Raw genomic sequence first — 25,506 nt, 5'->3', positions numbered from 1 at the left:
GCGCGCGTGCTTCAACCCTGCCTCGCGCAACATGTCGAATACCTACTTTTACGACCCCATCGAAGGCCACGGCCTCGCGCACGATCCATTCAAGGCGATTGTCGCGCCGCGCCTGATCGGCTGGATTTCCAGCCGGTCGGCGCAGGGCTGTCCGAACCTCGCGCCGTACAGCTTCTTCGGTGCGTTCGCAACGTTTCCGCCGGTGATCGGATTCTGCAGCGAAGGCCGCAAGGACAGCATCAACAACATCGAGGCGACGGGCGAGTTCGTCTGGAATCTCACGTCGAAGACGCTCGCCGAACAGATGAACCGCACCTCGGCTCCGGTGCCCGCCGATATCGATGAATTCGCGCTTGCGGGCCTCACGCCCGCGCCGGGGCGCAACGTGAACGTGCCGCATGTCGGCGAATCGCCGGCCGCGCTGGAATGCAAGCTGATCCGGGTTGTGCGGCTGAACACGATAGACGGCACGCCGATGGACAACTGGCTCGCGCTCGGCCAGGTGGTCGGCGTGCATATTCGTGAGGAGTACATCATGGATGGCGTGTTCGATACGCACGCCGCGCAGCCCGTCATGCGCGCGGGGTATCGCGCCGATTACGCGGCCATCGGCGAGATGTTCCAGATGATCCGGCCAACGGAATAAGCCTGCCGGGACGGGCTGTCGCGGTCAGGCATCGCGCCGTTAACGCATCTGGCCCACCTCGCAAGGTGGGCCAGAGGACGGGCTCTAAAGCGGCTCTAAAGCGCGCTTGAAAGCGCGCCTGGAAGTGGCCTTGGAAGCGCCTTAGAAGCGCCTTAGAAGCGCCTTAGAAGCGCGTCATGATGCCGGCTGCGCACATCACCTGGTTGGCCGTCGACGAGAAGCCGCCTGCGTTGTACATGACCGCGACGTTCTTGTTGCCCGTCGCGTGCTGGTACATGGCTTCGCCGTACAGTTCGGTGCGCTTCGTCAGCGAGTAACGTGCAATCGCGTTCACCTGGTTCCACTTCGGATCGGCGCCGAACGTGGTCGGGCCGCTCAGATGCGCGTCGGTGTACGCATACGAGACGCCGAGCTTCAGGGCCTGCGTCGCGGTGTACACGCCGTTGACTTCGTAGTTGTCGAAGCGTGCCGAGCCGCTGTTCAGGCCGAATGCATTCGTGCCCTGGTACTGGCTGTGCGAATAGACGAAGCCCACGACAGCCGGACCGAACGCATAGTGCGCGCCCGCGGCGACCGTGCGTTGCACGTCGGACGTGAGGGGATTGTTGCCGTTGGCGGTGGGCTTGAGTTCGCCCTGGTCGACTGCGCCGCCGGTGTTCGCGAAGTTGCTGCCGGACTTCATGCCCGTGCCGTTGGTCTGGAGGTAGCCAGCCGCGACGCTCAGCGGGCCGTAGTTGTAGCTTGCGGCCGCGCTATAGGCGCGGCTCACGGCGAACTCGGCGTTGTTGCTGAACGCATACATGCCGCTGAACTTGAAGCCGTTGTAGTCCAGGCTCGTGTACTTGACCGCGTTGTTGAAGCGGATGGTGTGCTGGAGGTTGTCGTTGTCGTACGGGTGGGCGAAGCCCGAGTCGCCGAACGTGCCTGACGTGGCCGAGAGCGGCGAGACGAACTCGACGATGCTGTCGTATTGACGGCCCACCGTGACCGAGCCGAATGTGTCGCTCGTCAGGCCGACAAACGCTTGACGGCCGAACATGCGGCTCGCGTTCGACGTGCTCTGGCCCAGCGCGCCGTTGCCGACGTTAAAACCGTTCTCGAGCACGAAGATGGCTTTCAGGCCGCCGCCGAGGTCTTCACCGCCGCGCAGGCCGAAGCGGCTGCCGCTGATGTTGCCGCTTTGCATGGCGACACGGCCGCTGCCGTTCACGTTGTTCGTGTAGGCGATGCCGGCGTCGATAAGGCCATACAGCGTGACCGAGCTTTGCGCATGGGCAGCGGGGGCGAGAGTGGCGAAGGCGGTACCCACGGCGACGGCCGTCGCGGCGGCCGAAATCTTGTTTTTCACGGATAGACTCCTGATGGTTTCCGTTTTGGTTGAAACAGCGACAGGAGTGTAAGAATTAAGCGCGGCCAGAAAACCGCCTGTGACTGGACAGGATTATTCCAAAATCTGGAAGAAACGTTTCATCGAAGTGAAATAAAACGGTGGTGCGAGTTGCGGTTCGGCGCCGAACACCGGCTGCACGGGGCTTGTCGCCGGAGGGCGCGCAGAATTTTGATACGATGCACGCTTTCCAGCCGATCCCTTGCCCGCGTGAAGCGCTTCGTGTCGTTTGTCCGCGATCAAATCGCGAAATGGTCTGCCCGCCTGAGGCCCACTGTGGTTTCCACGAGCGCCCGGTTGCAGCCCTTCGTCGCCCGCGCGCTGCATCATCTGCGGCATCCCACGCGGCGCGGCGTGCTGTACGCGATGGCCGCGGTGCCCGCGCTCGTCGTGCTCTACGTGCTCGTGCTGATCCCGTTCACCCCGAGCATCGGCGATATCCGCAAGGCGCGCGTCGACGAGCCCGCGCAGATTCTCTCCGCCGACGGCAAGGTGCTCGCCGAATTCAAGCCGTCGAATCGCGAATGGGTGCCGCTCAGCGAGATTTCGCCGCACATGGTCGATGCGCTGATCTCGACCGAGGATCACCGCTTCTACGAACACCACGGCATCGACTTCAAGCGTACGGCGGGCGCTGCGCTGCATACGTTCTCGGGCGAGCGCCAGGGCGGCTCGACGATCACGCAGCAACTCGCGCGCAATCTTTATCCCGACGAGATCGGCCGCGCGCCGACGCTCACGCGCAAGATCAAGGAAGCCATCACGGCGCTCAAGATCGAGGCCGTCTACAGCAAGCCGCAGATTCTCGAAACGTATCTGAATACGGTGCCGTTTCTGTACAACGCCTACGGCATCGAGATGGCGGCGCGCACGTATTTCGGCGTGTCGGCGGATCAACTCGACATCCTGCAAAGCGCGACGCTGACCGGCATGCTCAAGGGCAACGCCTATTACAACCCGGTGCTGAACCCCGAGCGCGCGCTCGCGCGGCGCAACACGGTGCTCGGGCAGATGGTGAAGTACGGCAAGCTCACGCCCGCGCAATACACGACGCTCTCCAGAAAGCCGCTGCGCCTCGACTTCGAGCGTCAGACCGAGCCGCCCGGCCCGGCGCCGCACTTTGCGCAGCAGTTGCGCAAATGGCTGATCGCGTGGGCCGACCGCAACGACTACAACGTGTACTCGGACGGACTCGTTGTGCACACGACGATCGACGCGCGTCTTCAGGCGATGGCGACGGCGGCGCTCGCGCAGCACGCGAACCAGTTGCAGGGCATCGCCAACGGCGCGTGGAGCGGCCGCAACGGCTGCACGCCGGGCAACGAGCTGTTCAGGACATTCATGCGCGAGACGCCGGACTATAAGACGGCGCGCGACGCGGGCGCGGGCGACGCGGATGCCGTGAAGCACCTTGCGGCCGATCGCGCGTTCATGCACGCGCTGTGCAAGGACAAGACGGAACTGCAGGCGGGCTTCCTCGCGATCGATCCGCGCAACGGCCAGATCAAGGCGTGGGTCGGCAGCCGCGATTTCACGGGCGAGCCCTACGATCACGTCCAGCAGGCACGGCGTCAGCCGGGCTCCACGTTCAAGCCGTTCGTGTACGGCGCGGCCTTTGCGGGCGGCGCGAAGCCGACCGATACCTTCATCGACCAGCCTGTCGAAATTACGCTCGCGGGCGGCGAGATCTGGCGTCCGGACGACGATGTGCCGCCGAGCAACAAGCCGATGACGCTGCGCGACGGGATTGCCTTTTCGCGTAACCGCATCACGGCGCAGGTCATGCAGGAGGTCGGCCCGGACAAGGTGGCGCGCCTCGCGCGGGCCATGGGCGTGCGCGACAGCCGGCTCGACCCGGTGCCGTCGCTCGCGCTCGGCACGAGCCCGGTGACGCTCAAGGAAATGGTGTCGGCGTACAGCACGATCGCCAACGACGGCGAGTACATCGAGCCGCGCATGGTCACGAGCATCGAGGACAAGCATGGCGAAGTGCTCGCCGAATTCCCGAGCGCGTCGCCGGAGCGCGCGCTTTCCGTTGCCGCCGACCGCACGCTGATCGACGTGATGCGCGACGTGGTGAATCGCGGCACGGGGTCGGGCATTCGCTCGCGCTTCGGCATCCACGCGGATGTCGCGGGCAAGACCGGCACCACGCAGGGCAACACGGACGGCTGGTTCATCCTCATGAACCCGCAGCTCGTGGCGGGCGCGTGGGTGGGATTCGACGATGGCCGCGTGACGCTGGACGACTACTGGGGGCAGGGTGCGCGCAGCGCGCTGCCGATCGTCGGCGACTTCTTCCAGCGCGCGTTGCGCGCGCGCATTGTCGATTCGCACGCGCGCTTCGATACCGAAGTGGCGCCGAGCGCGTTCGATACGTTCCGCACGAACCTCAGTGTCTGGATCGACATGCTGTTTGCGCCGAAGCAGAAGGCCGCGGCGCCGGTCAAACGCGCGCCGGTTCACGCGCCGCGTGCTCCATCGGCATCCGCGCCGGCGCCAGCACCGGCACCGGCGCCAGCGCCGGAAGCGGCGCCTTCGGGGGCCGTGGGTGCTTCGGCGCCGTCCGCTGCGCCGCAGCCATACGAACCGGGCGTGCCGCCGATCATCGGACCGGCGAGCGCGCCGCCTGCGGCGTCGCCGTTCCCGTCGCAGGCGCCCGCGCTCGCGCCGACTCCGACACCTGATGACACCGAGCCCGCTCCGGGCGGCGGTGCGCAGTACACGCCGCCCGTGCAGCAGCAGCCGGGGCAGTGAGGTGCGGCGCGCGCCGCTCGTTTGGGCGGTTGCGTGGCGCGTGGCGGATGAGCGTGGGAGCGTGGGAGCGTGGTGTGAGGCGCGTGGCGGTTGGCCGGATGCTCGTGCTCGAAGTCGGGTTCGGCATTGAGGTGGGCGTTCCCAAGTAACTCTCGGAATTGCGCGCGCATCTGGGTGATCGTCGCGCGGCGGATGCGAACGGCTGACGCCGAGGTGACCAACGGCGTTTCCCGGGAGACTGGCGCAGATGCGGATGCGCCTCGTAGGTTACGTACACTGAATGGCAATCACACCCACCATGTCCTGCGACCAAGGCAGCGGCATAATCCGGTAAGTTCCGACCAGCTCACCCTGGCTGGAATACTCGCGTACGATCGAATGCCGCACGCCATCGTTGTCGATGAACACCTTAATTCGCTTCGGATCACGAGTTAATCCGCAACCCAGGCACTTGAGTACCGCTTCCTTGCACGTAACGTGCGTCGTTCTTTTAGCCAGGTGCCGACTTTTTACGGCCGAATACGATCGCGGCGGCAAACCCGAGCACCAGTGGCGCGATGGTTCCGTAGAGCGTGACCCAGCCGAATCCCTGAGTCAGCGCAGCGCGCGCCGCGACGACTGGAATTCCGTCGGCTTCGGCCAACTGGAAGTTACCCGCCGAAACCGCGTCGACCAGATAACCGATATTCGCGCCGGTCGGCAGCGCACCCAACAGGCCCGCCGATACACCGTTCACCAGCACGAAGCCCATGATCGCGATATTGATCGCCAGCGAAATCATCCGCGCGCTGAACTCCATGCCGGATGCCATGCCTGCCCGCTCGGGGGGCAGCGACGCGGTGGCGACGTTCGTCACGGGCGTGTTGGTCAGCCCGAGGCCGATGCCCGCCACCAGGCAACCCGGCAGTAAGGTGATCCAGCTCGCGTGCGCAGCCATCACGATCAGGTGGAGTAGCAGGAAGCCTGCCCCGATCGTGAACAGCCCGACGGGAATCACGAAGTTCGGTCCGCGCTTCAGCAGCAACCGCTCGGCAACCGGCGGCACAATGATCGTCGGTAACGTATAGGTCAGTACGATCAGGCCCGCAGCGACACTGCTGTAGCCGAGCACCGACTGCAGATAGATCGGGAAGTAGATGATGAACGGCCAGAAGCTGAAATTCATCCCGCACGCGCCGAGCAATGCGCCCGAGAAATTACGGACGCGAAACGCCTTGAAGTCGAACATCGGCCTCGCGACCCGGTTCTCGATGATGACGAACAGGATAAAGCTGACCACGGCGACCGCGACTGCAGCCACGCCGAGCGGATTGCCGGCCTCGGGCTTCTGCCCTTGGGTAATCAGATACACCAGGCAAAACACCGACAGCGACAGAGTCACCATCCCGCCGAAATCGATCTTGAGCGCATGCGGATCGGACGACTCGACGACACCGACGCGTGCCAGCGACACCGCCACAACGGCGATTAGTACGTGAATCAGGAACACCCATTCCCAACTGGCGAAGCTCACGATCGAGCCACCGACGATGGGCCCGAAGCCCAGCCCGAGCCCGAACACGACGCCCCACCACGCGAACGCGACCCCACGCTCCGGGCCGTTCTGGAACTGATGGGACAGCACCGCGACCTGGCACGACAGCATCGCTGCGGCACTCACCCCTTGGAGAAATCTGGCTGAGATCAGCAGCGGCGCGCTGGACGCCAATCCACATATCAAAGACGCCACACCGAAGACCACGATGCCGATCGTGAACACGCGCTTGCGCCCGAAACGATCCGCCAAGGCACCCATTGCCACGAGCGACGAACACATCGCGATCGTATAGGCATTCATGATCCACTGTAATTGCTTGAAATCGGCTGGTAATACATGCTCCAGCGTCGGAAGAATGGAAGGGATGCTGGTAATTTCCAGCCCCAGCATCACTGCCGACAAGCAGATCGCTGCAAGTGCGATCTTGTTTTTCGGCGATACGTCTACAGGCATTTTATTCGCACTCCAAATCGTTAATGGGCCCGATGATAACAGTGAGATCGGGCATTTCATTCACTGAAAATAAAGATTTCTGTAATAACAGAATTAGATATTCGGAAAGTTAATGGACTAGCCCGCTGAAACACCGTGCACCGCCACCCACTTAAACTAGCGGGTAGGTATAAGACTGTGTTTTTGACTAACTCACCGGGGGATGGCTGCCGACTCCGGCCGCAGGATGAGCCGGCCGTCGTGTACCGTGCCATCGCGAAAGCGGACGGGAGGACGCGCGGCCTCGGGCCGTGGACCGGGGCCGTGCTCACGCGATGCGACATGCACTGCGCGCGACACGCGGGACCGGTCGCTGGCCACGCGGCGTGAGACCTGTCGTTGGGTATGCAGAAGGTCCGGGTAGGCTACGCGATCGTGGCAAAGGCCGCGGTACGTTCCGGATCAACGATGGACGTCTCGTGTAGCGCCGGAACTGGGCGAGACGCCCGATGTTCACGGTAGGTCGCGGCAAGCGTGCGCAGCGCGTCGCGAGAGCGCTGGTCCGACAGCGTCGAATGCAGGACAATTCGCGACGACAACAGGCTGGGGAGGCCGAAACGCTGGCTGACCTCGATCGTGTCCGGCGGTGCGAGCCGACATGAAAAAGCCGCTACCGCCAGACCGGCCGACACCGCCGCCATGACCGCGGCGTGGCCGCCGCCGACAAACACCTCGGTCCAGCTGATGCCGGCGTCGTCGAGCGCGCGCATTGCGATGTCTCGCACTCCGCAGCAAGGCGCCAGTGCCGCGAGCCGCAGCGGTTCGCCCGCGCGGTGAGTGAAACCAGGAGCAGCGAACCAGCCAAAATTCTCTGGGCCAAGGTCGCTGCCGTCGCGACGATCGTCTCCCTGGCGGACGATCACGGCGTCGAGTTCGCCTTTGTCGAAGGCATCGAGCAGGGCACGGGAATGCTCAAGGCGCACTTCTGTTGTCAACGCCGGATCGCGCTCGTACAGGCGCGCAAGCAATACCGGGATTTCTGGCCCGGCCACATGCTCGGCGATGCCGAGCCTGAAGTGGCGGCGCTTGGCGGACAGTTCGGCCACCGCGCGGTCGTGTGCGGCGAGGAACTCGCGCGCGGCATTGAGGAACAGCGCACCCTGGGCCGATAGCCGCACGAGACGCGGGGTGCGCTCGATCAGCTTGTGACCGAGGCGCTGTTCCAGGCGTTTCAGCTTCACGCTGATTGCGCCTTGCTGCGTGCCGAGCGCTTCCGCCGCTTTCGTGAAGCTCTGGAATTCCGCGATGGTCACGAATGCCTGGATGGCATCGACGTCCAGGATCAATTTGCTCACGATCTATTAAGGATTGCTGTCATTGTTATGTTCGATCGTAGCATTGTCTGATGATGGCTATATTTCGTAACATCGACAGCTCGATCGCCACCCGCACATTGTGTTTGGTCGGCGAGCCGTCGCTCATCCCCGTCGCGCCTCGATGTGGCAGAGCCAGCGAAGCCGCGGTCGGATGAAAACACCGAAAAGGAGGGAGAGTATGAAGATTGGAATCATTGGCGCCGGGCGTATGGCGCAGTCTGTCGCCTGGCTCGCAACCCGTGCCGGTTACCAGGTCATGTTGAGCAATTCACGCGGACCAGAATCCATCCAGACGCTGCGTAAGCCGCTTGGCTGCGAAGTCGGGTGGGTGAATGAGGCCGCCGCCTACGGCGACATCGTGTTCGCGGCGCTTCCGCTGCAGGCCTGTCGCGCGGTGCCGGCCGAGCCGCTCGAGGGTAAGATCGTGCTCAACCCGCAGAACTATTTTCCGCATTTTGGCGTGCTGCCCGAACTGGAGAGCGGAGTGATGACGACGGCTGATGTGCTCGCGCGTCACCTGCCGAAGTCGCGCGTCGTCAAGGCATTCAACGCCATCCTGGTGGAGGAAGTGGTGCCGGACGCGCGGCCTGCCGGTGCGCGGGACCGCCGCGCGCTGCCGATCGCCGGCGACGACGCGGACGCGCGCAGCACGACGATCGCGCTAATGGATCGCCTCGGTTACGACGCGGTCGATGGCGGGCAGCTCGCGGAAGGCTGGCGCTTCGAGCGGCAGAGGCCGGTGTACTGCGTGCCGCTCGACAAGCCAATGCTCGCGCAACTGCTGGCTGAGACGACGCGCGATTCGGTGATGCCGGAAGCGCATTGGCTCACGCACCGCGGGATGCGTGCTTGACGCTGCGCCCCAGAACATCCCCCAGACAACCTGTGCGCCGTTCAGGCGCGTCCCCCCAAAGTGCCTAACAGCTCTAGCAAAAAGCCATAGGAAATTTCATAGAAATTATTCATTCAATACCGCCTCTTCGGATGCCGATCATCCTGTCGCCGCCAACTTGCCAGCGACACCCCCTGTAGCACGACGTAGCATAGCGGCGGGCTATGCGGGGATGCACAGAGACACACAGCGACGCACAGGGGCGCGCAAATTATCCCCAGTTTTCGTGGAAAGGCTTGTGGGCAAGCTTGGGATAGCGCGCCTAAGTGCCTGATGCGTAAAGGATGATGCGTCGAAGCCGCGCGACAGGCACGGCGTGCCTGGCTACGCGGCACTTTTCCACAGAAATCGTGGAAAGGGTTGTGGGCAAGTTTGGGACATCGGACCTAAGTGTCTGACGCACAAGGAAAGTCGCGTTAGCACCGCGCCGCGAGCACGGCGCAGCCGAAAGTGGGCCATAAGCGCGCCATATTTCCCGGCACTACCGCACCTGAAGGCGTTTGTTGAGAACGCATCGGGTTGTCCACATTTTTCGTGGAAAGCCCTGTGGACAAGCTGTCCGCATCCTGCACAACACGCTGATCCGCAAAGGATTTACGGCGGCGGGCACGAAATGCGCCCGCCGCCGTCCGTTACAGTCGCCCGTTTGCTTCAGCGCTTGTCGCGCCAGGTGCGCAGCAAGAGCGCATTGGTGACGACGCTCACGCTGGAGAACGCCATCGCCGCACCCGCGATCATCGGATTGAGCAGGCCGAAGGCCGCGAGCGGAATGCCGATCAGGTTGTACACGAACGCCCAGAACAGGTTCTGCTGGATCTTGCGCCACGTGCGCCGCGCAATGTCGATTGCGGCCGCAACGAGTGCCGGGTCGCCGCGCATCAGCGTGATGCCGGCCGCGTGCATGGCGACGTCGGTGCCCGTGGCCATCGCAATGCCGATATCGGCGGCGGCGAGCGCCGGTGCGTCGTTGATGCCGTCGCCCGCCATCGCGACGATGCCGCCCGTGCGGATCTTCAGGTCGCGGATCGTGCGGGCCTTGTCGTCGGGCAGCACCTGCGCATGGACGTCGTCGATGCCGAGCTGCGCCGCGACTGCCGCCGCGCTGCCCGCGTTGTCGCCCGTCACGAGCACGCTGCGGATGCCCATCGTCTTCAGGCGCGCAATTGCCTCCTGCGCGCTCGGCTTGACCGTGTCGCCGAAGGCGAGCAGGGCGAGCACCGCGTCCGGTTCACCGGTTGCGCCCGCACCGATCAGCCAGGAGACGGTGTTGCCCGCCGCTTCGAGTTCCTGCGCGCGCGCCTTCAGCCCGGCCGGCACAGCAAGCCCGAGCTCGTCCAGCCAGCGGCCGCTGCCGAGCGCGTAGCGCCGCCCGTCGACTTCCGCTTCCACGCCGCGGCCCGGCACGGCGCGTGCATGTAAGGCGGCGGGCAGCGCGGCGGGCAGGGCCGCGCCTTGTGCCTGCGCCTGGAACGCCTTCACCACCGCCTTGGCGAGCGGGTGCTCACTTTGCTGTTGCACGGCGGCTGCGCGTGCGAGCGCCTCGGCGCGAACGACGCCATCGGCGGTCTCGAACGCCGTGAGCGACGGCTGACCGAGCGTGAGCGTGCCGGTCTTGTCGAAGGCGACCACGCTCACGTTGTGCGCGGTTTCCAGCGCTTCCGCATCCTTGATCAGCACGCCGTGGCGCGCGGCGACGCCGGTGCCCGCCATGATCGCGGCAGGCGTTGCGAGTCCGAGCGCGCACGGGCACGCAATTACAAGCACTGCAACGGCGTTGAGGATCGCGGTTTCGGCAGACGCGCCCGCGATGAGCCAGCCCACGAGCGTAATCGCCGCGATGATGAGAATCGCGGGTACGAACACGGCGCTCACGCGGTCGACGAGCCGCTGGATCGGCGCCTTCTCGGCCTGCGCGCTCTCGACGAGCCGGATGATGCGTGCGAGCGTCGTTTCCGCGCCGATGGCCGTGGTGCGCACGGCCAGTGCGCCTTCGCCATTGATCGAGCCCGCCGTGACGGGGTCGCCGGGCTGCTTGGCCACGGGCAGGCTTTCGCCGGTAATCAGCGATTCGTCGATGTGGGTGCGGCCTTCCAGCACGACGCCATCCACCGGCAGCCGCTCGCCAGGACGCACGACGACCACCATGCTCACGCGCACGGCGTTGAGCGGCACTTCGCGTTCGACGCCGTCTTCGCGGATGCGTGCGCGGTCGGGGCGCAGCGCGTTGAGCGCGCGGATCGCGTCGGTCGTCTGGCGCTTCGCGCGCGCTTCGAGCCACTTGCCGAAGCGCACGAGCGTGATGACAACCGCCGATGCCTCGAAGTAGAGATGCGCGTCCTCGCCCGGATGCGCGAGCATCGCGTAGACGCTCACGCCCCACGCCGCCGACGTGCCGAGCGCCACGAGCAGATCCATGTTGCCCGCGCCCGCGCGCAGTGCGCGCCAGGCGGCGCGGTAGAAGCGCGCGCCGAAGCCGAACTGCACGATCGACGCGAGCACGAGTTGCACGCTGGCGGGCAGCATCCAGTCGATGCCGAGCCCGCGGGTGAACATCGGCACCACGAGCGGCGCGGTGAGCACGGCCGAGATCAGCACGGCGTGCCATTCGCGGCGCGTGGCGTCGCGGGCGGCGGCGTTGCGCGCCTCGGCTTCCTGGCTGGCTGCGGCGGAGTCTTCGGCCGCGAGCGGCGTCGCTTCGTAGCCGGCCTTCTTCACGGCGGCGACGAGCTGATCGCTCAGGTCGCCGGTGAGCGGCGCGCGCAGGTTGACGGTGGCCTGTTCGGTCGCGAGGTTGACGGTGGCGCCCGCGACGCCGGGCACGCGCGCGAGTGCGCGCTCGACGCGGGTGGCGCACGACGCGCAGGTCATGCCGCCGACGGCGAAGACGGCCGTTTCGGTGGCGACCGGCACGGCCTCGTAACCGGCCTTTTCGACGGCGGCCACGAGCGCTTCCGGCGTGACGCCGTCTTGCGCTTCGATGGTGGCTTTTTCGGTGGCGAGATTGACTGTGGCGCGCGCAACGCCCGGCACTTTGGCGAGCGCTTTTTCGACGCGGGTGGCGCACGAGGCGCACGTCATGCCGTGAATTTCGAATTCGGCGACGCGTGTATCGGGGCGCTCTTCAACGAGAGGTTCGTTCATGATGGCTGGCTCTGACGCAATGGTTTACTTCAACGTCACGCAGTATGTACGTTCCAGCGATGGGAAGGTCAAGACTGGTTTTTCGACGCACCCCTCGAATTACGCTTAATCACACTTAATTACGCTTCGTTGTGCAGAATCCAGCCTTAGAAATCAAAAATATCGATAAAGCGTTGATGATGAGCCGAATCTGCGAACTTTATCGACGTGTTCGAATTCGGCTCCGGATCATGCCGCGCACGGCGCGGGCCAGCGCCGTCGCGCGCGAACTGTTTCACCCGGTTATTTGCGGCTGGCGGCCACGTCGAGCATCGCCTGGCCGACCGCGCGCTGCGCCTCGCCTTCGCGGGCGAGGAGCGTCGTGGCGGCGCCGTCGACATCGGCGGCGGCCTTGTTCTGGCTGAGTTTCCACTTGCCGACGAGCTTCGTCACCTGGATCTCGATGCCGACGATCGCGCCGAGCATCTGCGTCAGGTAGTCCGCGGGCGCGTCGCCCATTTTCCAGGGCACCGGCTCGCCCGCTTCCATCTTGCGCGTGAGCCGCGCCACCACGCCACGCACGTAATCTTCATCGTCATGGACGACGATGTGACCATGTGCGTGCACAACGATATAGTTCCAGGTCGGCACCTGGCGATGCGTCTCGTGCTTGCTCGGATACCACGACGGCGAAACGTAGGCACACGGACCCTGGAAGATGACGAGCGCGTCCGGCGCGGCGGCGGCTTCCTGCCAGACCGGATTCGCGCGCGCCACGTGCGCGCGCAACGTGCCGAACGGACCGTTGGCCGGTTCGAATTCGACGGGGATATGGTTCGCGTCGAGCCCGGCGGGGCCATGCGTGACGAGCGAGCCGAAGGGCTGTGCGGCGATCAGCGCGTCGAGCACGTCGCGGCGGTTTTCTTCGAAATGGGCGGGTACGTACATGTAATAGGTCTCCTGAGGGCGTCGGCCAGTCACGATTTGTAGCGCGGTGTGCGGACTTGCACGCAGAAATGCATATAGAAACGCTTTTCATGCCGTGGCGCGAGCGATACGATACCACCCGGCGTCATTCTCACAATGCAGCGCAAAAATGCACGGCCCAGGGGGGACGGCGCGCATCGTCGAGGACACGTCGACGTCGGCTGCCGGACCGTCTGCATCGCACACAAAACCTACAAATGACAAAAAAACGTCAAGCGTATTCATTTTCCCGCACCTGCTTTGCGCTTGCAGGCCTCGCCATCTTTGCCGGATGCGCGACAGCGCCAGGCGTCGCGCCCAAGGACACCGGGTGGGTGAGGGACGAAGTGTCCGACTCCTACGTTTTCGGCTTTCCGCTCGTCCTGATGGACGTGTCGCGCGAAGCGGCAACGGGCAACGCGCCGGGGCAGGCCGCGCCGAACACGCTGCGCCACGCGCAGTCGCTGCCCCCGGTGGGCGCCTCGAATCCGCCCGAACCCAATCTCGATACGCTCGGCTCGACCGGCTGGCTCGATCTCGACAGCGGGCCGGTGCTAGTGAGCCTGCCCGATTCGCACGGCCGCTATATGGACGCGCGTGCGCTCGACATGTGGACGAACGTCCTGTGGTCCACGGGGACGCAAGTCGGCGAGCATGGCGGTGGCCTGAAAGCGCAAACGATTGCGTTCGTGCCCGCCGGCTGGAAGGGCACGCTGCCCGCGCGCGCGCAGCGCATCGAGGTGGCCACGCGTTACGTCTGGTTCCTCGCGCGAATCGAGACGCGCGGCGGCGGCGATCTGGCTGCGGTGCGCAAGCTGCAGCGCGCGATCCGCGTCGCGCCGCTTTCGACCTGGGACGAGCATGGCGGGCGCGGCGCCGAACCGGCGTCCACGGGTGCGAGCCAGAGCGGCGATCCGGTTGCGCCGGGCACGCCCGCCTCGCGCGTCGCGTCGCTCGATGCCAACGCCTTTTTCGATCGTCTTTCGCAGTCGCTGAGCGATAACCCGAGCACGCCCGACGATCCGCACGCGCTCAAGATTCTGGCCGATATCGGCGTGCATCCGGGCGACGCCGTGGAGTTTCCGAGCGACGCGAAAGATGCGGCGGCGGCCGGTTACGCGGATGGCCGCGCGCGCGTCGCGACGCCGCCGTCGAATTTGCTGGCGGGCAACGGCTGGCTGTGGGTCGGCGACGAAGCGGGCGACTACGGCCCGGACTACGCGCTGCGCGCCTACGCGGCGTATATGCAGCCGGGTTTGCCGAAGACCTCCGATGAGGTCCGCGCGCGCGTGTCGCTCGACAGCGACGGCCATCCGCTCAACGGCGCGAACCGCTACGTGATTCATTTCACGGCGAAGCAACTGCCGCCCGTGCGCGGGTTCTGGTCGATCACGGCGTACACGGCCGACGGTGCGCTCGACGAGCACGCGCCTGTGCGCGTGGCGTTCGGCGACCGTACCGGCGCGCGGCGCAACCGCGACGGCTCGCTCGACGTGCATGTTTCTGCCGAGCGCCCGCGCGGCGTCGCGAACTGGGTGAACGCGCCGCGCGGCGACTTCCGGCTCGTGATGCGCCTGTACGCGCCGAAACACACGGCCGTCGACGGCAGCTGGCAGCCGCCCGCAGTCGAGCGTCGCTGACGTACGCAGCCGAGACGTGTAACCGGGGTACGCAATCGAGACACACAGCCGAGGCGCGCAGCCGGCAGTCCGCCGCCTGAATACCTGAACGCCAGCGCGCGCGCCACCTTCAGGCACTGTCTCATCACGGCGTATTCGTGCACCGCGGCATTCTCCTGACGCGAGTCACCCCATCGGGCCTATACTTTCGCCTGTCGGGGTCTTCGATCGTCATTCCAGTCCTATTCCATACGGCCGGTTTGCGGCCGCGTCACTGGCAAGCGAGTATGGCAAGTCTCAACAAAGGTCCTCTGAATTCTTCGCTGCAATCGGTCCGCGCCATCGCGCGAGCACCCCGCACCCGGCACATCCTGACCGGCGTGTTGATCTTCCTCGTGGTATTCGGGCTGCTCGGCTTTTTCGCCGCGCCGCCGCTCATCCGCCACATCGCGGCCCAGCAGTTGAGCAAGCAGCTCGACCGTCCGGTCAGCATCGGCCGCATCGCGCTCAATCCGTACACGCTGCGCCTCGAAGCCGACCGCGTGCATATCGGCGAGCGCGGCGGCAACGGCGATTTCTTCGACGTCGAGCGTCTTGTCGTCCAGCCCTCGTGGTCGTCGATTTTCCGGGCCGCGCCCATTGTCGACCAGGTGCATCTCGACTCCCCGCGCGTCAACATCGTGCGGTTCGATGCGCAACGCTTCAACTTCACCGACCTGATCGAGAAGTTCTCGAAGCCCTCGCAACCGGCCAGCAAGCCGACGCCGTTTTCGGTTTCGAATATCCGCATCGAAAACGGCCAGATCACCTTCGATGACCGCCTGCTCAACGAAAAGCACGTGATCGACCGCTTCACGCTCGGCATTCCGTTCATTGCGACGCTGCCGTCGAAGACCGATATCTTCGTCCAGCCGCTCCTGCGCGCGCGTCTCGACGGCAACAGCACGCTCGCCCTCGACGGCAAGACCAAGCCGTTTGCGGCGTCGCGCGAGTCGGAGGTGGCGGTCAAGCTCGATTCGCTCGACGTGCCGCGCCTGCTCACGTACTCGCCGACGAAGCTGCCGATCCAGGTGAAGAGCGGCAAGCTCTCGACCGATCTCAAGCTCAACTTCGTGATGGCGGGCGACAAGCCGGAACTGCGCGTGTCGGGCACCGCCGATCTGAACGACCTCGATACCGCCGACTCGGCCAACGCGCCGTTCTTCGGCGCACATAGCCTGCACGTCGCGGCGGCGTCGCTTGCGCCGCTCAGCAACGTCTTCCACTTCGACGAGATACGCCTCGACGCGCCCAACGTCTGGATCGCGCGCGACAAGAACGGCGCGCTGAGTGTCGAAAAGCTCGCGGGCAGCCCGAACGCAGCCAGCGGCGCAGCGGCGGCAGCGCCGCCGGCGGCTTCCGAAGCGGCATCGAAGCCCGCCGAAGCAAAGGCAGCACCGCTCGACCTCTCGATTCGCCAGGTCGCGATCAACGGCGGCACCGTGCACCTGCACGACGAAACGACGTCACGTCCGGTCGACAACGTGTTTTCGAACGTCGACGTCACGCTCGCGAATTTCTCGACCACGGCGAAGACGACCGCGCAATATACGTTCGGCATGTCCGAGAACGACGGCGGCACGGTGAAGGCTTCGGGTTCGTTCGGCATGGTGGCGAAGACCGCCGACGCGAAAATCGACGTCCAGGGCGTGCAACTCGCGCCGAAACAGCCGTATCTCGACAGCGTGAGCGGCGCGCAGATCCTCGACGGCAAGCTGGGCCTCGACACGACGATCACCGCCGACTGGTCGAAGTCGCCCGCCGCCGTGGTGGTCGGCGACAGCACGCTGAATCTGGAAACGCTCAAGGTGGCGGCGCGCGGCGAGAAGACGCCCGCGATCGCGCTCGGGCAGGGCGTCGTGAAGGTGAATCAGGTCGATCTCGCGGCGCACACCGCGCAGATTGCTTCGGTGGATGCGACCGGCCTCGTCGTGAACGCCGAGCGCCGCAAGGACGGCAGCATCAATCTCATGCAACTGGCGGGCGGCCACGAAGCCGCGCCGCATCAGGCCGCGCCGCATCATGCGGCGAATCACACGCAGACTCATGCGGCGAATCATGCAGCGCAGAAGTCCGCGCCGGAAGCTCCGGCCTGGCACTACAAGATCGACGCGCTGAACCTGAACAACGGCACGGTCAACTTCACGGACAGCACGACGCCGCGCCCGGTGAAGCTCGCCATCACGCCGCTCGACCTGAAGGTCCAGCAGATCAGCGACGACCTCGGCCACGCGCTGCCGGTCGAACTCAAGGCGACGCTGAACCGCAAGGGCACGCTCGCGCTCAACGGCGATGTGAGCCCGACGCCGCTGAAGGCGGCGCTCAAGATCGACGCGAACCGGCTCGACGCCGCCGCGTTCGAGCCGTACTTCGGCAGCCAGCTGAATGCGGTGATCGCGAGCGCGCTGCTGAACATGAAGGGTCAACTGGCGTTCGAGCAGAGCAAGGGGACGCGGGCGAACTATCGCGGCGACGCGGCGCTCGTCGACGTGCGCATGCTCGACAAGGCGACGTCAAGCCGGTTCGCGGGCTGGCGCTCGCTCGCGTTCTCGAACCTCAAGGCGAGCTTCGACGACACGCACGGCGCGGACGTCGATGCGAGCCGCGTGACGTTCGCGGGCTTCTACGGCCGCGTGCTGCTGGATGCGCAGGGCAAGCTGAACCTCAAGGACGTGGTGGCGCACCAGACCGGCGAAGCGCAATCGCTCACGCACGACACGAGCGCGGCGGCTGGCGGCAGCCACGAGCCGGTGCCGCTCTCGCCGCAGGCCGCAAGCGTTGCGGGCGCGCCTGCGCAGGCGTCGGCGCCTTCCGGGGCCGCCGCGCAAGCCACTGCCCAGGCCACCACCCAGGCCACCACCCAGGCCACCGCAGCGCAGACGGCGTCCGCACCGCACGCGGCGTCGGCGCCCGCCATGGTCACGGCAGCCGAGCCGCCTAAGAACCCGGTGCGGCTGCACATCGGCGAGCTGCTGCTGCAAGACGGCAGCATGAATTACACCGATAACTTCATCAAACCGAACTACACCGCCGACCTCGTGCAGATCCGGGGCAGGATAGGCGCGATCGGCACGCAATCGACCACGCCCGCGCCCGTCGACGTCTCCGCGAAGCTCGTCCCGAACGGCCCGATCACGATCAAGGGCACGGTGAATCCGCTCATCGAGAAACCGTCGCTCGACATCACCGCGAGCGCGCACGACATCGAACTCACGAACCTCACGCCGTACTCGGCGAAGTACGCGGGCTATCCGATCACGAAGGGCAAGCTCAACGTCGATCTGCACTACCAGCTCGCGAACGACCAGCTCACGGCGAACAACCACCTGTTCATCGACCAGCTCACATTCGGCGATCACGTCGACAACACCACGGCCACGAAGCTGCCCGTGCGCTTCGCCATTTCGCTGCTCAAGAACCGGGCCGGCGAGATCGACGTGAACATTCCGGTGTCGGGCTCGCTCGCGAATCCCGAGTTCAGCCTGGGCAGCCTGATCTGGACGGCGGTGCTGCACCTGATCGAGAAAGCGGTGACCGCGCCGTTCTCGCTGCTGGCGAATGCGTTCGGCGGCGGCGGCGAGGATCTCGGCTACGTCGAGTTCGCGCCGGGCACGGCCACGCTCAGCGATGCGGACACGAAGAAGCTCGACACGATCGTGAAGGCGCTGGACGACAAGCCGTCGATCAAGCTCGACCTGATCGGCCGCGTCGATCCGGCCATCGATACGCCCGCGCTGCGCGACCAGTACGTCGATCGCCTCGTGCGCCTGCAGAAAGTGAAGGACACGGTGGGCAATGGCGAGAGCGTGGACACATCGGAGGTGAAGGTCGACGACAAGGAATACGAGAAGTACCTCACCAAGGCCTATAAGTCGGCGGACTTCAAGAAGCCGCACAACCTGATCGGCTTCACGAAGACGCTGCCCGACGCCGACATGAAACAGGCGCTCGCCGAACATGCGCCTGTGGATGAGGCGGCCTTGCGCGATCTCGCGCAAAAGCGCGCGCAGGCCGTGCAGCAGTACCTCGAAGGGAAGGTCGATCCGAGCCGCGTGTTCATCGTCGCGCCGAAGCTCGACGCGAAGGGCATTCAGGACAAGGGCGCCACCACGCGCGTCGATTTCGGGCTTAAGTAAGGGAACGGCGGTACATGCGCACGGCGCCGAGACGCCTCACGCCGTGCGCTGCAACGCGCGCGGCGCGCGCGTAAAGGCGTGTTCCTCGATCACGCGCGCGAGCGTCGCGAAGGCCGGGTCGATCTGCTCGTGCGGCACGCACGCGTAGCCGGTCAAGATGCCCTTGCGTTCCTGCCTGCGGCTGTAATACGACGCGAGCGGCCGCACGATCACCCCGTTAGCGAGCGCGTCCGCCGTGATCGCGCGGTCGTCGCAGTGCTCGGGCAGGCCCAGCACGAAATGCAGCCCCGCTTCGTCGCCCATCACGGGCAGCGCATCGCCGAAATGGCGCGTCACCGCGTCGATCAGCAACTGGCGGCGCTCGCCGTAGAGCGTGCGCATCCGGCGCACGTGCGAGGTCAGATAACCGTCCATGATGAATTCCGCGAGCACGGCCTGCTGCATGAGCTGGCCTTCGCGGTACAGCTCGGCGACGCCGGTGCGAAACGTGGCCGCGAGCCGCTCGGGCACGACCATGTAGCCGATGCGCAGACCCGGAAACAGCATCTTGCCGAGGCTGCCCACGTAGATGACCCGGTCGGCATTGTCGAGGCCCTGCAGCGATGCGATCGGGCGGCTGCCGTAGCGGAATTCGCTGTCGTAGTCGTCCTCGATGATCCACACCTTGTGCTGGCGCGCGTATTCGAGCAGCATGCGCCGCCGCGCCAGACTCATCACCATGCCGAGCGGATATTGATGTGACGGCGTGACGAGCGCGACGCGCGGCGGCTCGCGCAGGTCCGCTTCGCCCGGATTGAGCCCCTCGTCGTCGATGGGAATCGGCGCGAGCTTGAGCCCGGACGACTGCAGCACGCTGCGCGCGCCCCAGTAGCACGGTTCTTCCACCCACGCGCGGTCGCCGACGTCGGCGAGCAGGCGCACGGCGAGGTCGATGGACTGGTGGATGCCGGTCGTGATGATGATCTGGTCGGGCGAGCAGCGCACCGAACGCGCGACCCGCAGATAGTCCGACAACGCGCGCCGCAGCGGCCGGTAGCCGCCGCCGGGCGCGTAGGTGAGCAGATCGTGGCTGGCCGAGCGCCACAGCCGCGACTGCAGGCGGCTCCAGGTGCGCGACGGAAATTCGGCCACGTCCGGCACGCCCGGCATGAAGGCTCCCCATTGCTTCGCCGACACGCCGGCCTCGTCGATCAACCGTTGCCCGCGCACCGACATGTCGCCGCGCGGGCAGGCCGCAGCGGCTGTCGCGGAACCGGCCTCGGCCGACGCGTTCGCCCCGGCGGGCGGGCGCAGTCCCACGGCGGCGGAATCGGGCCGCGTGTCGGCGACATAGGTGCCGCTGCCGGTGCTCGAAATCACATAGCCTTCCGCGCTCAACTGGTCGTAGACATGCAGCACCGTATTGCGCGCGACACCGAGGTCGAGCGCGAGCGTGCGCGAGCTGGGCAGCTTCGTGCCCGGCGCGAGCCGGCCGGTCAGGATGGCCTGCTGCATCAGTTGCAGGAGCTGGCGGTAGGCCGGTTCGGTGCTGTCTTTGTCGAGCTGTGCCGAGAGCCAGTCAGACAAAATGTCCATGACAAAGTGGTTCCATCAGGAATAATGAAATGGCTCCATGACGTGGAGCCGTGAGCGTCTATAGTAATCCGGACGTCAGATCTGGTTAATGCGCCATGCAGCATTTTTAATCGCGCCGGATCAACGGGGGTGGCCCGAAAGAGGTTTCAACCCGCGGTGACAGAAAAAGTAAGGAGACAGTGCGATGAAGAATTCTGACGTGATCGTCAGCTTTCGTGGCGTCCGCAAGACCTACGACGGCGAAACGCTGGTGGTCAAGCAACTCGACCTCGATATCTATCAGGGCGAATTCCTGACGCTGCTGGGACCGTCCGGCTCGGGCAAGACCACTTGCCTGATGATGCTCGCCGGTTTCGAGTTCCCCACCGGCGGCGAGATCCGGCTCGACGGCAAGCTGCTCAACAACGTGCCGCCGCACAAGCGCGACATCGGCATGGTGTTCCAGAACTACGCGCTCTTCCCGCACATGACGGTCGAGCAGAACGTCGCGTATCCGCTCGGCGTGCGCAAGGTCCCCACGGGCGAACGCGCCCAGCGCGTCAACGACGCGCTCAAGATGGTCCGCATGGAAAGCTTCGCGAAGCGCTATCCGGCGCAGCTTTCGGGCGGCCAGCAGCAGCGCATCGCGCTCGCCCGCGCACTCGTGTTCCAGCCGAAACTCGTGCTCATGGACGAGCCGCTCGGCGCGCTCGACAAGCAACTGCGCGAACATATGCAGTACGAACTGAAATCGCTGCACGAGAAGCTCGGCGTCACGTTCGTCTACGTCACGCACGACCAGGGCGAGGCGCTCACGATGTCCGACCGCGTTGCGGTGTTCGACAAGGGCATCGTCCAGCAGCTCGACACCGTCGACAGTCTTTACGAATCGCCGTGCAATGCGTTCGTCGCGAACTTCATCGGCGACAGCAACCGCCTGCGCGGCACCATCGCCGCCGTCGACGGCGAGTTCTGCGAACTCCATCTCGCCGACGGCACGCGCCTCACCGGCCGCAACGTTGCGGGCGCAAAGGCGGGCAGCGGCGCCGTGGCGTGCATCCGGCCCGAGCGCATGAAGCTCGCCGTGAACGGCGCGGCGCGCGCAGGCCTGAACGCGATCGCGGGCGAGGCACGCGGGCTGATCTATTTTGGCGACCACGTGCGCATGCGCTGTGGCCTGCCGCAACAGGACGAGTGCTTCGTGAAAGTGCCGCTCGGCACCGAAGCGCTTGCAGGGTTCGCGCCCGGGCAGCCGGTCGCGCTTGAATTCGCGCCGGAACATCTGCGCGTGTTCGCCTGAGCGGGCGGCCCTTGCGGGCCGTTGCGCTGTCGTCGAGGAGACCGGGTGGAACGCCCGGCATGACAACCACCAAGGAGAAGGGACAAAACCATGAGGAAGATCGGCAACACGCGCGTTGCAGCGATCGCGGCTGCGCTCGCACTGTCATTCGGCGTCGCACACGCCTCCGAACTGACCGTCGTGAACTTCGGCGGCGCGAACGGTGATGCGCAGAAAGCAGCGTTCAACGAGTCGTTCCAGACCAAGACCGGCAACAAGGTCACGGTCGTCGAATACAACGGCGAGCAGGCCAAAGTGAAGGCGATGGTCGAAGCGAAGCACGTCAACTGGGACGTGGTCGAAGTCGAAACCGGCGATATCGCGCGCGGCTGCGACGAAGGTCTCTACGAGAAGCTCGACTGGGCGAAGCTCGGCAACAAGGCCGACATCATGAAGGCGGCGCAGCAACCCTGCGGCGCAGGCATTTTCGTGTGGTCGACGGCGATGGCCTATAACGCCGACACGCTCAAGACCGCGCCGACGAGCTGGGCCGATTTCTGGGACGTGAAGAAATTCCCGGGCAAGCGCGGCATGCGCAAGGGCGCCGAGTACAACCTCGAATTCGCGCTGATGGCCGACGGCGTTGCGCCGAAGGACGTCTACAAGGTGCTCGCAACGAAGGCCGGCCAGGACCGCGCGTTCAAGAAGCTCGACGAACTGAAGCCGTACATCCAGTGGTGGGAAGCAGGCGCGCAGCCGCCGCAGTTCCTCGTCGCGGGTGACGTCGTGATGTCGACGGTCTACAACGGCCGCATCGACGCCGCGCGCCGCGAAGGCAAGAACCTGAAGGTGGTCTGGAACGGCAGCATCTACGATCTGGACTACTGGGCGATTCCGAAGGGCTCGCCGAACAAGGCGCTGGCCGAGCAGTACATCGCGTACACGATTTCGCCGCAGCCGCAGGCGCAGTACGCGCAGCACATCGCGTACGGCCCGGTGAACCAGAACGCGATCAAGGGCCTCGACGCGAAGACGCTCGCGGATCTGCCGAACTCGCCTGCCAACGCCAAGAATGCGGTTCAGCAGAACCTCGCGTTCTGGACGGATCACGGCGACGAGCTGGAGCAGCGCTTCGCATCGTGGGCCGCGAAGTAAGCATGTGAAAGCAGGAGTGGCCGCGCGCGCCTGAGTTGCCGAATGGTGCGCGCGGCTTGCTGTATTGAGCAGGTGGTGAGGCTGAGGAGACAAGCTGTGACAACGATGACGACCGTGACCAACGCCGCCGACACCGCAGGCGAACCGGCCGCCCGGCTCAAGCGCGAATTGCGCGTGGCGCAGGCGAAGAAGCGCACGATGGCGCTGATGCTGATCGCGCCGCTCGCGATTTTTCTGCTGCTGATATTCGTCGTGCCCATTGCGGCACTGCTCACGCGCGCCGTGCAGAACCCCGAAGTGGCCACGGCGCTGCCGCAGACGATCACGGCGCTGCGCGCGTGGGACCGCAAGAGCACGCCGCCCGATGCGGCCTACGTCGCACTCACGCAGGATCTCGGCGCCATCCAGGACGGCGAGGCGATGGGCGCGCTCGCACGGCGCCTCAACGTTGAAATTCCGGGCTTTCGCTCGCTGGTGGCGAAGACCGCACGCGCCATGCCGCTCGCCGACGACGACGGCCATCCGCTCACGCTGACGCCCGCGCAAACGCGCGCGAAGCTCGTCGAATTCGACGACCGCTGGGGCGACGTGAGCTACTGGCAGGCCATCGCGAAGAACAGCGGGCGCTATTCGCCGTTCTATCTGCTCGCGGCGCTCGACCATCGTCAGGATGCGTTCGGCAGCATCCAGCCCGCCGATGCCGACCACCAGATCTACCTCGATGTATTCGCCCGTACCTTCACGATCAGCGTATTCGTGACGATCTTCGCGTTGTTGCTCGGCTATCCGCTCGCCTACTGGATCTCGACGCTCTCCGATCGCCGCGCGAACCTCGTGATGATCATGGTGCTGATTCCGTTCTGGACGTCCATCCTCGTGCGCGTGGCCGCGTGGATCGTGATCCTCCAGGGCGAGGGCCTCGTCAACAAGTCGCTGATGAGCATGGGACTGATTTCGCATCCGCTCCCGCTGCTGTTCAACCGCGTGGGCGTCTATATCTCGATGACGCACATCCTGCTGCCGTTCATGGTGCTGCCGCTCTACAGCGTGATGAAGTCGATTCCGCCGACCTATCAGCGCGCGGCCGTCTCGCTCGGCAGCCATCCGTTTGCAGCGTTCTGGCGCGTGTATGTGCCGCAGACTTACCCGGGCATCGGCGCGGGCGCGCTGCTCGTGTTCATCCTCTCGATCGGCTACTACATCACGCCTGCGCTGCTCGGCGGCCCTGGCGACCAGATGGTGAGCTATTACGTGGCGTACTTCACAAACGTCTCGATCAACTGGGGTATGGCGTGCGCACTCGGCGCACTGCTGCTCGCGGCGACGACGGTGCTGTACTTCGTCTATGGGCGCTTCACGCGCTCGCAACTGAGCCTCGGCTGACGCCTTCACGGAGACGCAAGCGATGAAATTCGCCAAACCCCTTTTTGCGCCGCACACCTCCGGCATGGAGCGTCTGTGGTACTTCGTGATGCGCGGCCTGTGCGTGCTCACGCTGCTGTATCTCGTGCTGCCGGTGCTCGCCATCGTGCCGTTGTCGTTCTCGTCGAGCACGTTCCTCGTCTATCCGATTCCGGGCTGGTCGCTGCGCTGGTACCAGAATCTCGTGATGTCCGACGAGTGGCGCATGGCCGCGAAGAACAGCTTTATCGTCGGACCGTCGGCCACGATTATCGCGACGGTGCTCGGCACGCTCGCCGCCATCGGCATCACGAAGGCCGATTTCCGCGGCAAGGCGCTGCTGATGGCGATCCTCATTTCGCCGATGATCGTGCCGGTCGTGGTGGTCGGCGTCGGCATGTATCTGTTCTTCGCACCGCTCGGCCTCGCCAACACGTACACGGGCCTGATCCTCGCCCACGCGGCGCTCGGTGTGCCGTTCGTGGTGACCACCGTGTCGGCGACGCTGCAGGGCTTCAACTACAACCTCGTGCGCGCGAGTCTCTCGCTTGGCGCGAACCCGTTGACGACGTTCTTCCGCATCACGCTGCCCGTGATCGCGCCGGGCGTGATGTCGGGTGCGCTGTTCGCGTTCGCGACGTCGTTCGACGAAGTGGTCGTCACGCTGTTCCTGGCGGGCGCCGACCAGACGACGCTGCCGCGCCAGATGTTCACGGGCATTCGCGAGAACATCAGCCCGACCATCGCTGCGCTCGCAACGATTCTCATCGTGTTCTCGACGTGTCTGCTGCTTTCGCTCGAATGGTTGCGCGGCAGAAGCGCCGCGCGGGCGGTGAAGGCTTGATGGAGGGGCGGCACCTGCGTGATGGGTTATGGCGATCGTGTAACCGGAATACTTATCTATCGCGCAGAATCTTATAAAGCGAAATCAAACTGTTGTCGCACTCGAAACTAGCCAAATACTTAGCAACGCGATGTGGTTGCATCCGTTCGAGACAAGCAGGCGGACCTACTGGTCTGGCATCTTGGCGGGATGAGAAAACGCAGGCCCTACCCAACGGATGTATCGGATGAAGGGTGGCACTTCGCCGCTCCGTACCTGACCTTGATGAACAAGGACGCTCCGCAGCGCCGCTACGATTTGCGGGAGATGTTCAACGCGCTGCACCGGAAGCAGACGCAACGCTGGATTCAGGCGGGCTGTTTCGAG

The 25,506-nt window shown here is 65.2% G+C and carries 17 protein-coding genes; 10 read left to right on the top strand and 7 right to left on the bottom strand.

Annotated elements, in window-relative coordinates:
- Window positions 1-31 precede the first annotated feature (31 nt).
- Complete coding sequence (locus Q0L30_RS13585; RefSeq protein ID WP_296657020.1) at window positions 32-646, top strand: flavin reductase family protein; 615 nt, start codon at window positions 32-34, stop codon at window positions 644-646.
- A gap of 163 nt (window positions 647-809) precedes the next feature.
- Here Q0L30_RS13585 and Q0L30_RS13580 read toward each other — a convergent pair whose 3' ends face one another.
- On the bottom strand, window positions 810-1,955 hold the full coding sequence (locus Q0L30_RS13580; protein WP_296657069.1) for a porin: 1,146 nt from the start codon (window positions 1,953-1,955) through the stop codon (window positions 810-812).
- A gap of 300 nt (window positions 1,956-2,255) precedes the next feature.
- Here Q0L30_RS13580 and Q0L30_RS13575 point away from each other — a divergent pair, with 300 nt between their 5' ends.
- Window positions 2,256-4,790: a transglycosylase domain-containing protein gene (locus tag Q0L30_RS13575; protein WP_296657017.1), complete on the top strand. Its 2,535-nt coding sequence runs from the start codon at window positions 2,256-2,258 to the stop codon at window positions 4,788-4,790.
- Window positions 4,791-5,057: 267 nt separating this feature from the next.
- On the opposite strand, the gene Q0L30_RS13570 is transcribed toward Q0L30_RS13575, so the two are convergent.
- The 3 genes from Q0L30_RS13570 to Q0L30_RS13560 form a co-directional block, all read right to left on the bottom strand.
- Window positions 5,058-5,198, bottom strand: a complete 141-nt coding sequence (locus tag Q0L30_RS13570) for a hypothetical protein (RefSeq protein WP_296657016.1) — start codon at window positions 5,196-5,198, stop codon at window positions 5,058-5,060.
- Between the two features lie 82 nt (window positions 5,199-5,280).
- Window positions 5,281-6,780, bottom strand: coding sequence for an MFS transporter (locus tag Q0L30_RS13565; protein WP_296657013.1), 1,500 nt, complete (start codon window positions 6,778-6,780; stop codon window positions 5,281-5,283).
- 404 nt (window positions 6,781-7,184) lie between these two features.
- Window positions 7,185-8,114: a LysR family transcriptional regulator gene (locus tag Q0L30_RS13560; RefSeq protein WP_296657012.1), complete on the bottom strand. Its 930-nt coding sequence runs from the start codon at window positions 8,112-8,114 to the stop codon at window positions 7,185-7,187.
- Window positions 8,115-8,256: 142 nt separating this feature from the next.
- Here Q0L30_RS13560 and Q0L30_RS13555 point away from each other — a divergent pair, with 142 nt between their 5' ends.
- Window positions 8,257-8,988, top strand: coding sequence for an NAD(P)-binding domain-containing protein (locus Q0L30_RS13555; RefSeq protein ID WP_296657009.1), 732 nt, complete (start codon window positions 8,257-8,259; stop codon window positions 8,986-8,988).
- A gap of 690 nt (window positions 8,989-9,678) precedes the next feature.
- Here the strand turns inward: Q0L30_RS13555 and Q0L30_RS13550 are convergent.
- Window positions 9,679-12,168: a heavy metal translocating P-type ATPase gene (locus tag Q0L30_RS13550; RefSeq protein ID WP_296657008.1), complete on the bottom strand. Its 2,490-nt coding sequence runs from the start codon at window positions 12,166-12,168 to the stop codon at window positions 9,679-9,681.
- 282 nt (window positions 12,169-12,450) lie between these two features.
- A complete protein-coding gene (locus Q0L30_RS13545; protein WP_296657006.1) occupies window positions 12,451-13,095 on the bottom strand; it encodes an FMN-binding negative transcriptional regulator in 645 nt (214 codons plus the stop codon).
- A 236-nt stretch (window positions 13,096-13,331) separates the two neighbouring features.
- Here Q0L30_RS13545 and Q0L30_RS13540 point away from each other — a divergent pair, with 236 nt between their 5' ends.
- Both Q0L30_RS13540 and Q0L30_RS13535 read left to right on the top strand, forming a co-directional pair.
- Window positions 13,332-14,753, top strand: a complete 1,422-nt coding sequence (locus Q0L30_RS13540; protein WP_296657004.1) for a DUF1254 domain-containing protein — start codon at window positions 13,332-13,334, stop codon at window positions 14,751-14,753.
- A gap of 266 nt (window positions 14,754-15,019) precedes the next feature.
- Window positions 15,020-18,907: a DUF748 domain-containing protein gene (locus tag Q0L30_RS13535; protein ID WP_296657002.1), complete on the top strand. Its 3,888-nt coding sequence runs from the start codon at window positions 15,020-15,022 to the stop codon at window positions 18,905-18,907.
- 36 nt (window positions 18,908-18,943) lie between these two features.
- Here the strand turns inward: Q0L30_RS13535 and Q0L30_RS13530 are convergent, their stop codons facing one another.
- Window positions 18,944-20,482 (bottom strand): PLP-dependent aminotransferase family protein, encoded by a 1,539-nt coding sequence (locus Q0L30_RS13530; protein WP_296656998.1) that lies wholly within the window; start codon window positions 20,480-20,482, stop codon window positions 18,944-18,946.
- 184 nt (window positions 20,483-20,666) lie between these two features.
- On the opposite strand from Q0L30_RS13530, the gene Q0L30_RS13525 reads away from it, so the two are divergent.
- The 5 genes from Q0L30_RS13525 to Q0L30_RS13505 form a co-directional block, all read left to right on the top strand.
- On the top strand, window positions 20,667-21,761 hold the full coding sequence (locus Q0L30_RS13525) for an ABC transporter ATP-binding protein (RefSeq protein ID WP_296656996.1): 1,095 nt from the start codon (window positions 20,667-20,669) through the stop codon (window positions 21,759-21,761).
- Window positions 21,762-21,851: 90 nt separating this feature from the next.
- Complete coding sequence (locus Q0L30_RS13520; protein ID WP_296656994.1) at window positions 21,852-22,895, top strand: ABC transporter substrate-binding protein; 1,044 nt, start codon at window positions 21,852-21,854, stop codon at window positions 22,893-22,895.
- Window positions 22,896-23,000: 105 nt separating this feature from the next.
- Window positions 23,001-24,278 (top strand): ABC transporter permease, encoded by a 1,278-nt coding sequence (locus Q0L30_RS13515; RefSeq protein ID WP_296657065.1) that lies wholly within the window; start codon window positions 23,001-23,003, stop codon window positions 24,276-24,278.
- 22 nt (window positions 24,279-24,300) lie between these two features.
- Window positions 24,301-25,140, top strand: coding sequence for an ABC transporter permease (locus Q0L30_RS13510; RefSeq protein WP_296656991.1), 840 nt, complete (start codon window positions 24,301-24,303; stop codon window positions 25,138-25,140).
- Between the two features lie 189 nt (window positions 25,141-25,329).
- On the top strand, window positions 25,330-25,506 hold a 177-nt coding region (locus Q0L30_RS13505), incomplete at its 3' end, for a transposase (protein WP_367277819.1).

Origin of the sequence: Paraburkholderia sp. (genome assembly GCF_024281035.1) — a bacterium.
Lineage (GTDB): Bacteria > Pseudomonadota > Gammaproteobacteria > Burkholderiales > Burkholderiaceae > Paraburkholderia.
This window is presented reverse-complemented; position numbering and strand designations above follow the sequence as displayed.

Coding starts and splice junctions, on each gene's coding strand:
- Q0L30_RS13565 (WP_296657013.1), bottom strand. CDS start 6,780: ATGCCTGTAGACGTATCGCCGAAAAACAAGATCGCACTTGCAGCGATC.
- Q0L30_RS13525 (WP_296656996.1), top strand. CDS start 20,667: ATGAAGAATTCTGACGTGATCGTCAGCTTTCGTGGCGTCCGCAAGACC.
- Q0L30_RS13520 (WP_296656994.1), top strand. CDS start 21,852: ATGAGGAAGATCGGCAACACGCGCGTTGCAGCGATCGCGGCTGCGCTC.
- Q0L30_RS13515 (WP_296657065.1), top strand. CDS start 23,001: ATGACGACCGTGACCAACGCCGCCGACACCGCAGGCGAACCGGCCGCC.
- Q0L30_RS13535 (WP_296657002.1), top strand. CDS start 15,020: ATGGCAAGTCTCAACAAAGGTCCTCTGAATTCTTCGCTGCAATCGGTC.
- Q0L30_RS13510 (WP_296656991.1), top strand. CDS start 24,301: ATGAAATTCGCCAAACCCCTTTTTGCGCCGCACACCTCCGGCATGGAG.
- Q0L30_RS13550 (WP_296657008.1), bottom strand. CDS start 12,168: ATGAACGAACCTCTCGTTGAAGAGCGCCCCGATACACGCGTCGCCGAA.
- Q0L30_RS13545 (WP_296657006.1), bottom strand. CDS start 13,095: ATGTACGTACCCGCCCATTTCGAAGAAAACCGCCGCGACGTGCTCGAC.
- Q0L30_RS13530 (WP_296656998.1), bottom strand. CDS start 20,482: ATGGACATTTTGTCTGACTGGCTCTCGGCACAGCTCGACAAAGACAGC.
- Q0L30_RS13585 (WP_296657020.1), top strand. CDS start 32: ATGTCGAATACCTACTTTTACGACCCCATCGAAGGCCACGGCCTCGCG.
- Q0L30_RS13555 (WP_296657009.1), top strand. CDS start 8,257: ATGTGGCAGAGCCAGCGAAGCCGCGGTCGGATGAAAACACCGAAAAGG.
- Q0L30_RS13540 (WP_296657004.1), top strand. CDS start 13,332: ATGACAAAAAAACGTCAAGCGTATTCATTTTCCCGCACCTGCTTTGCG.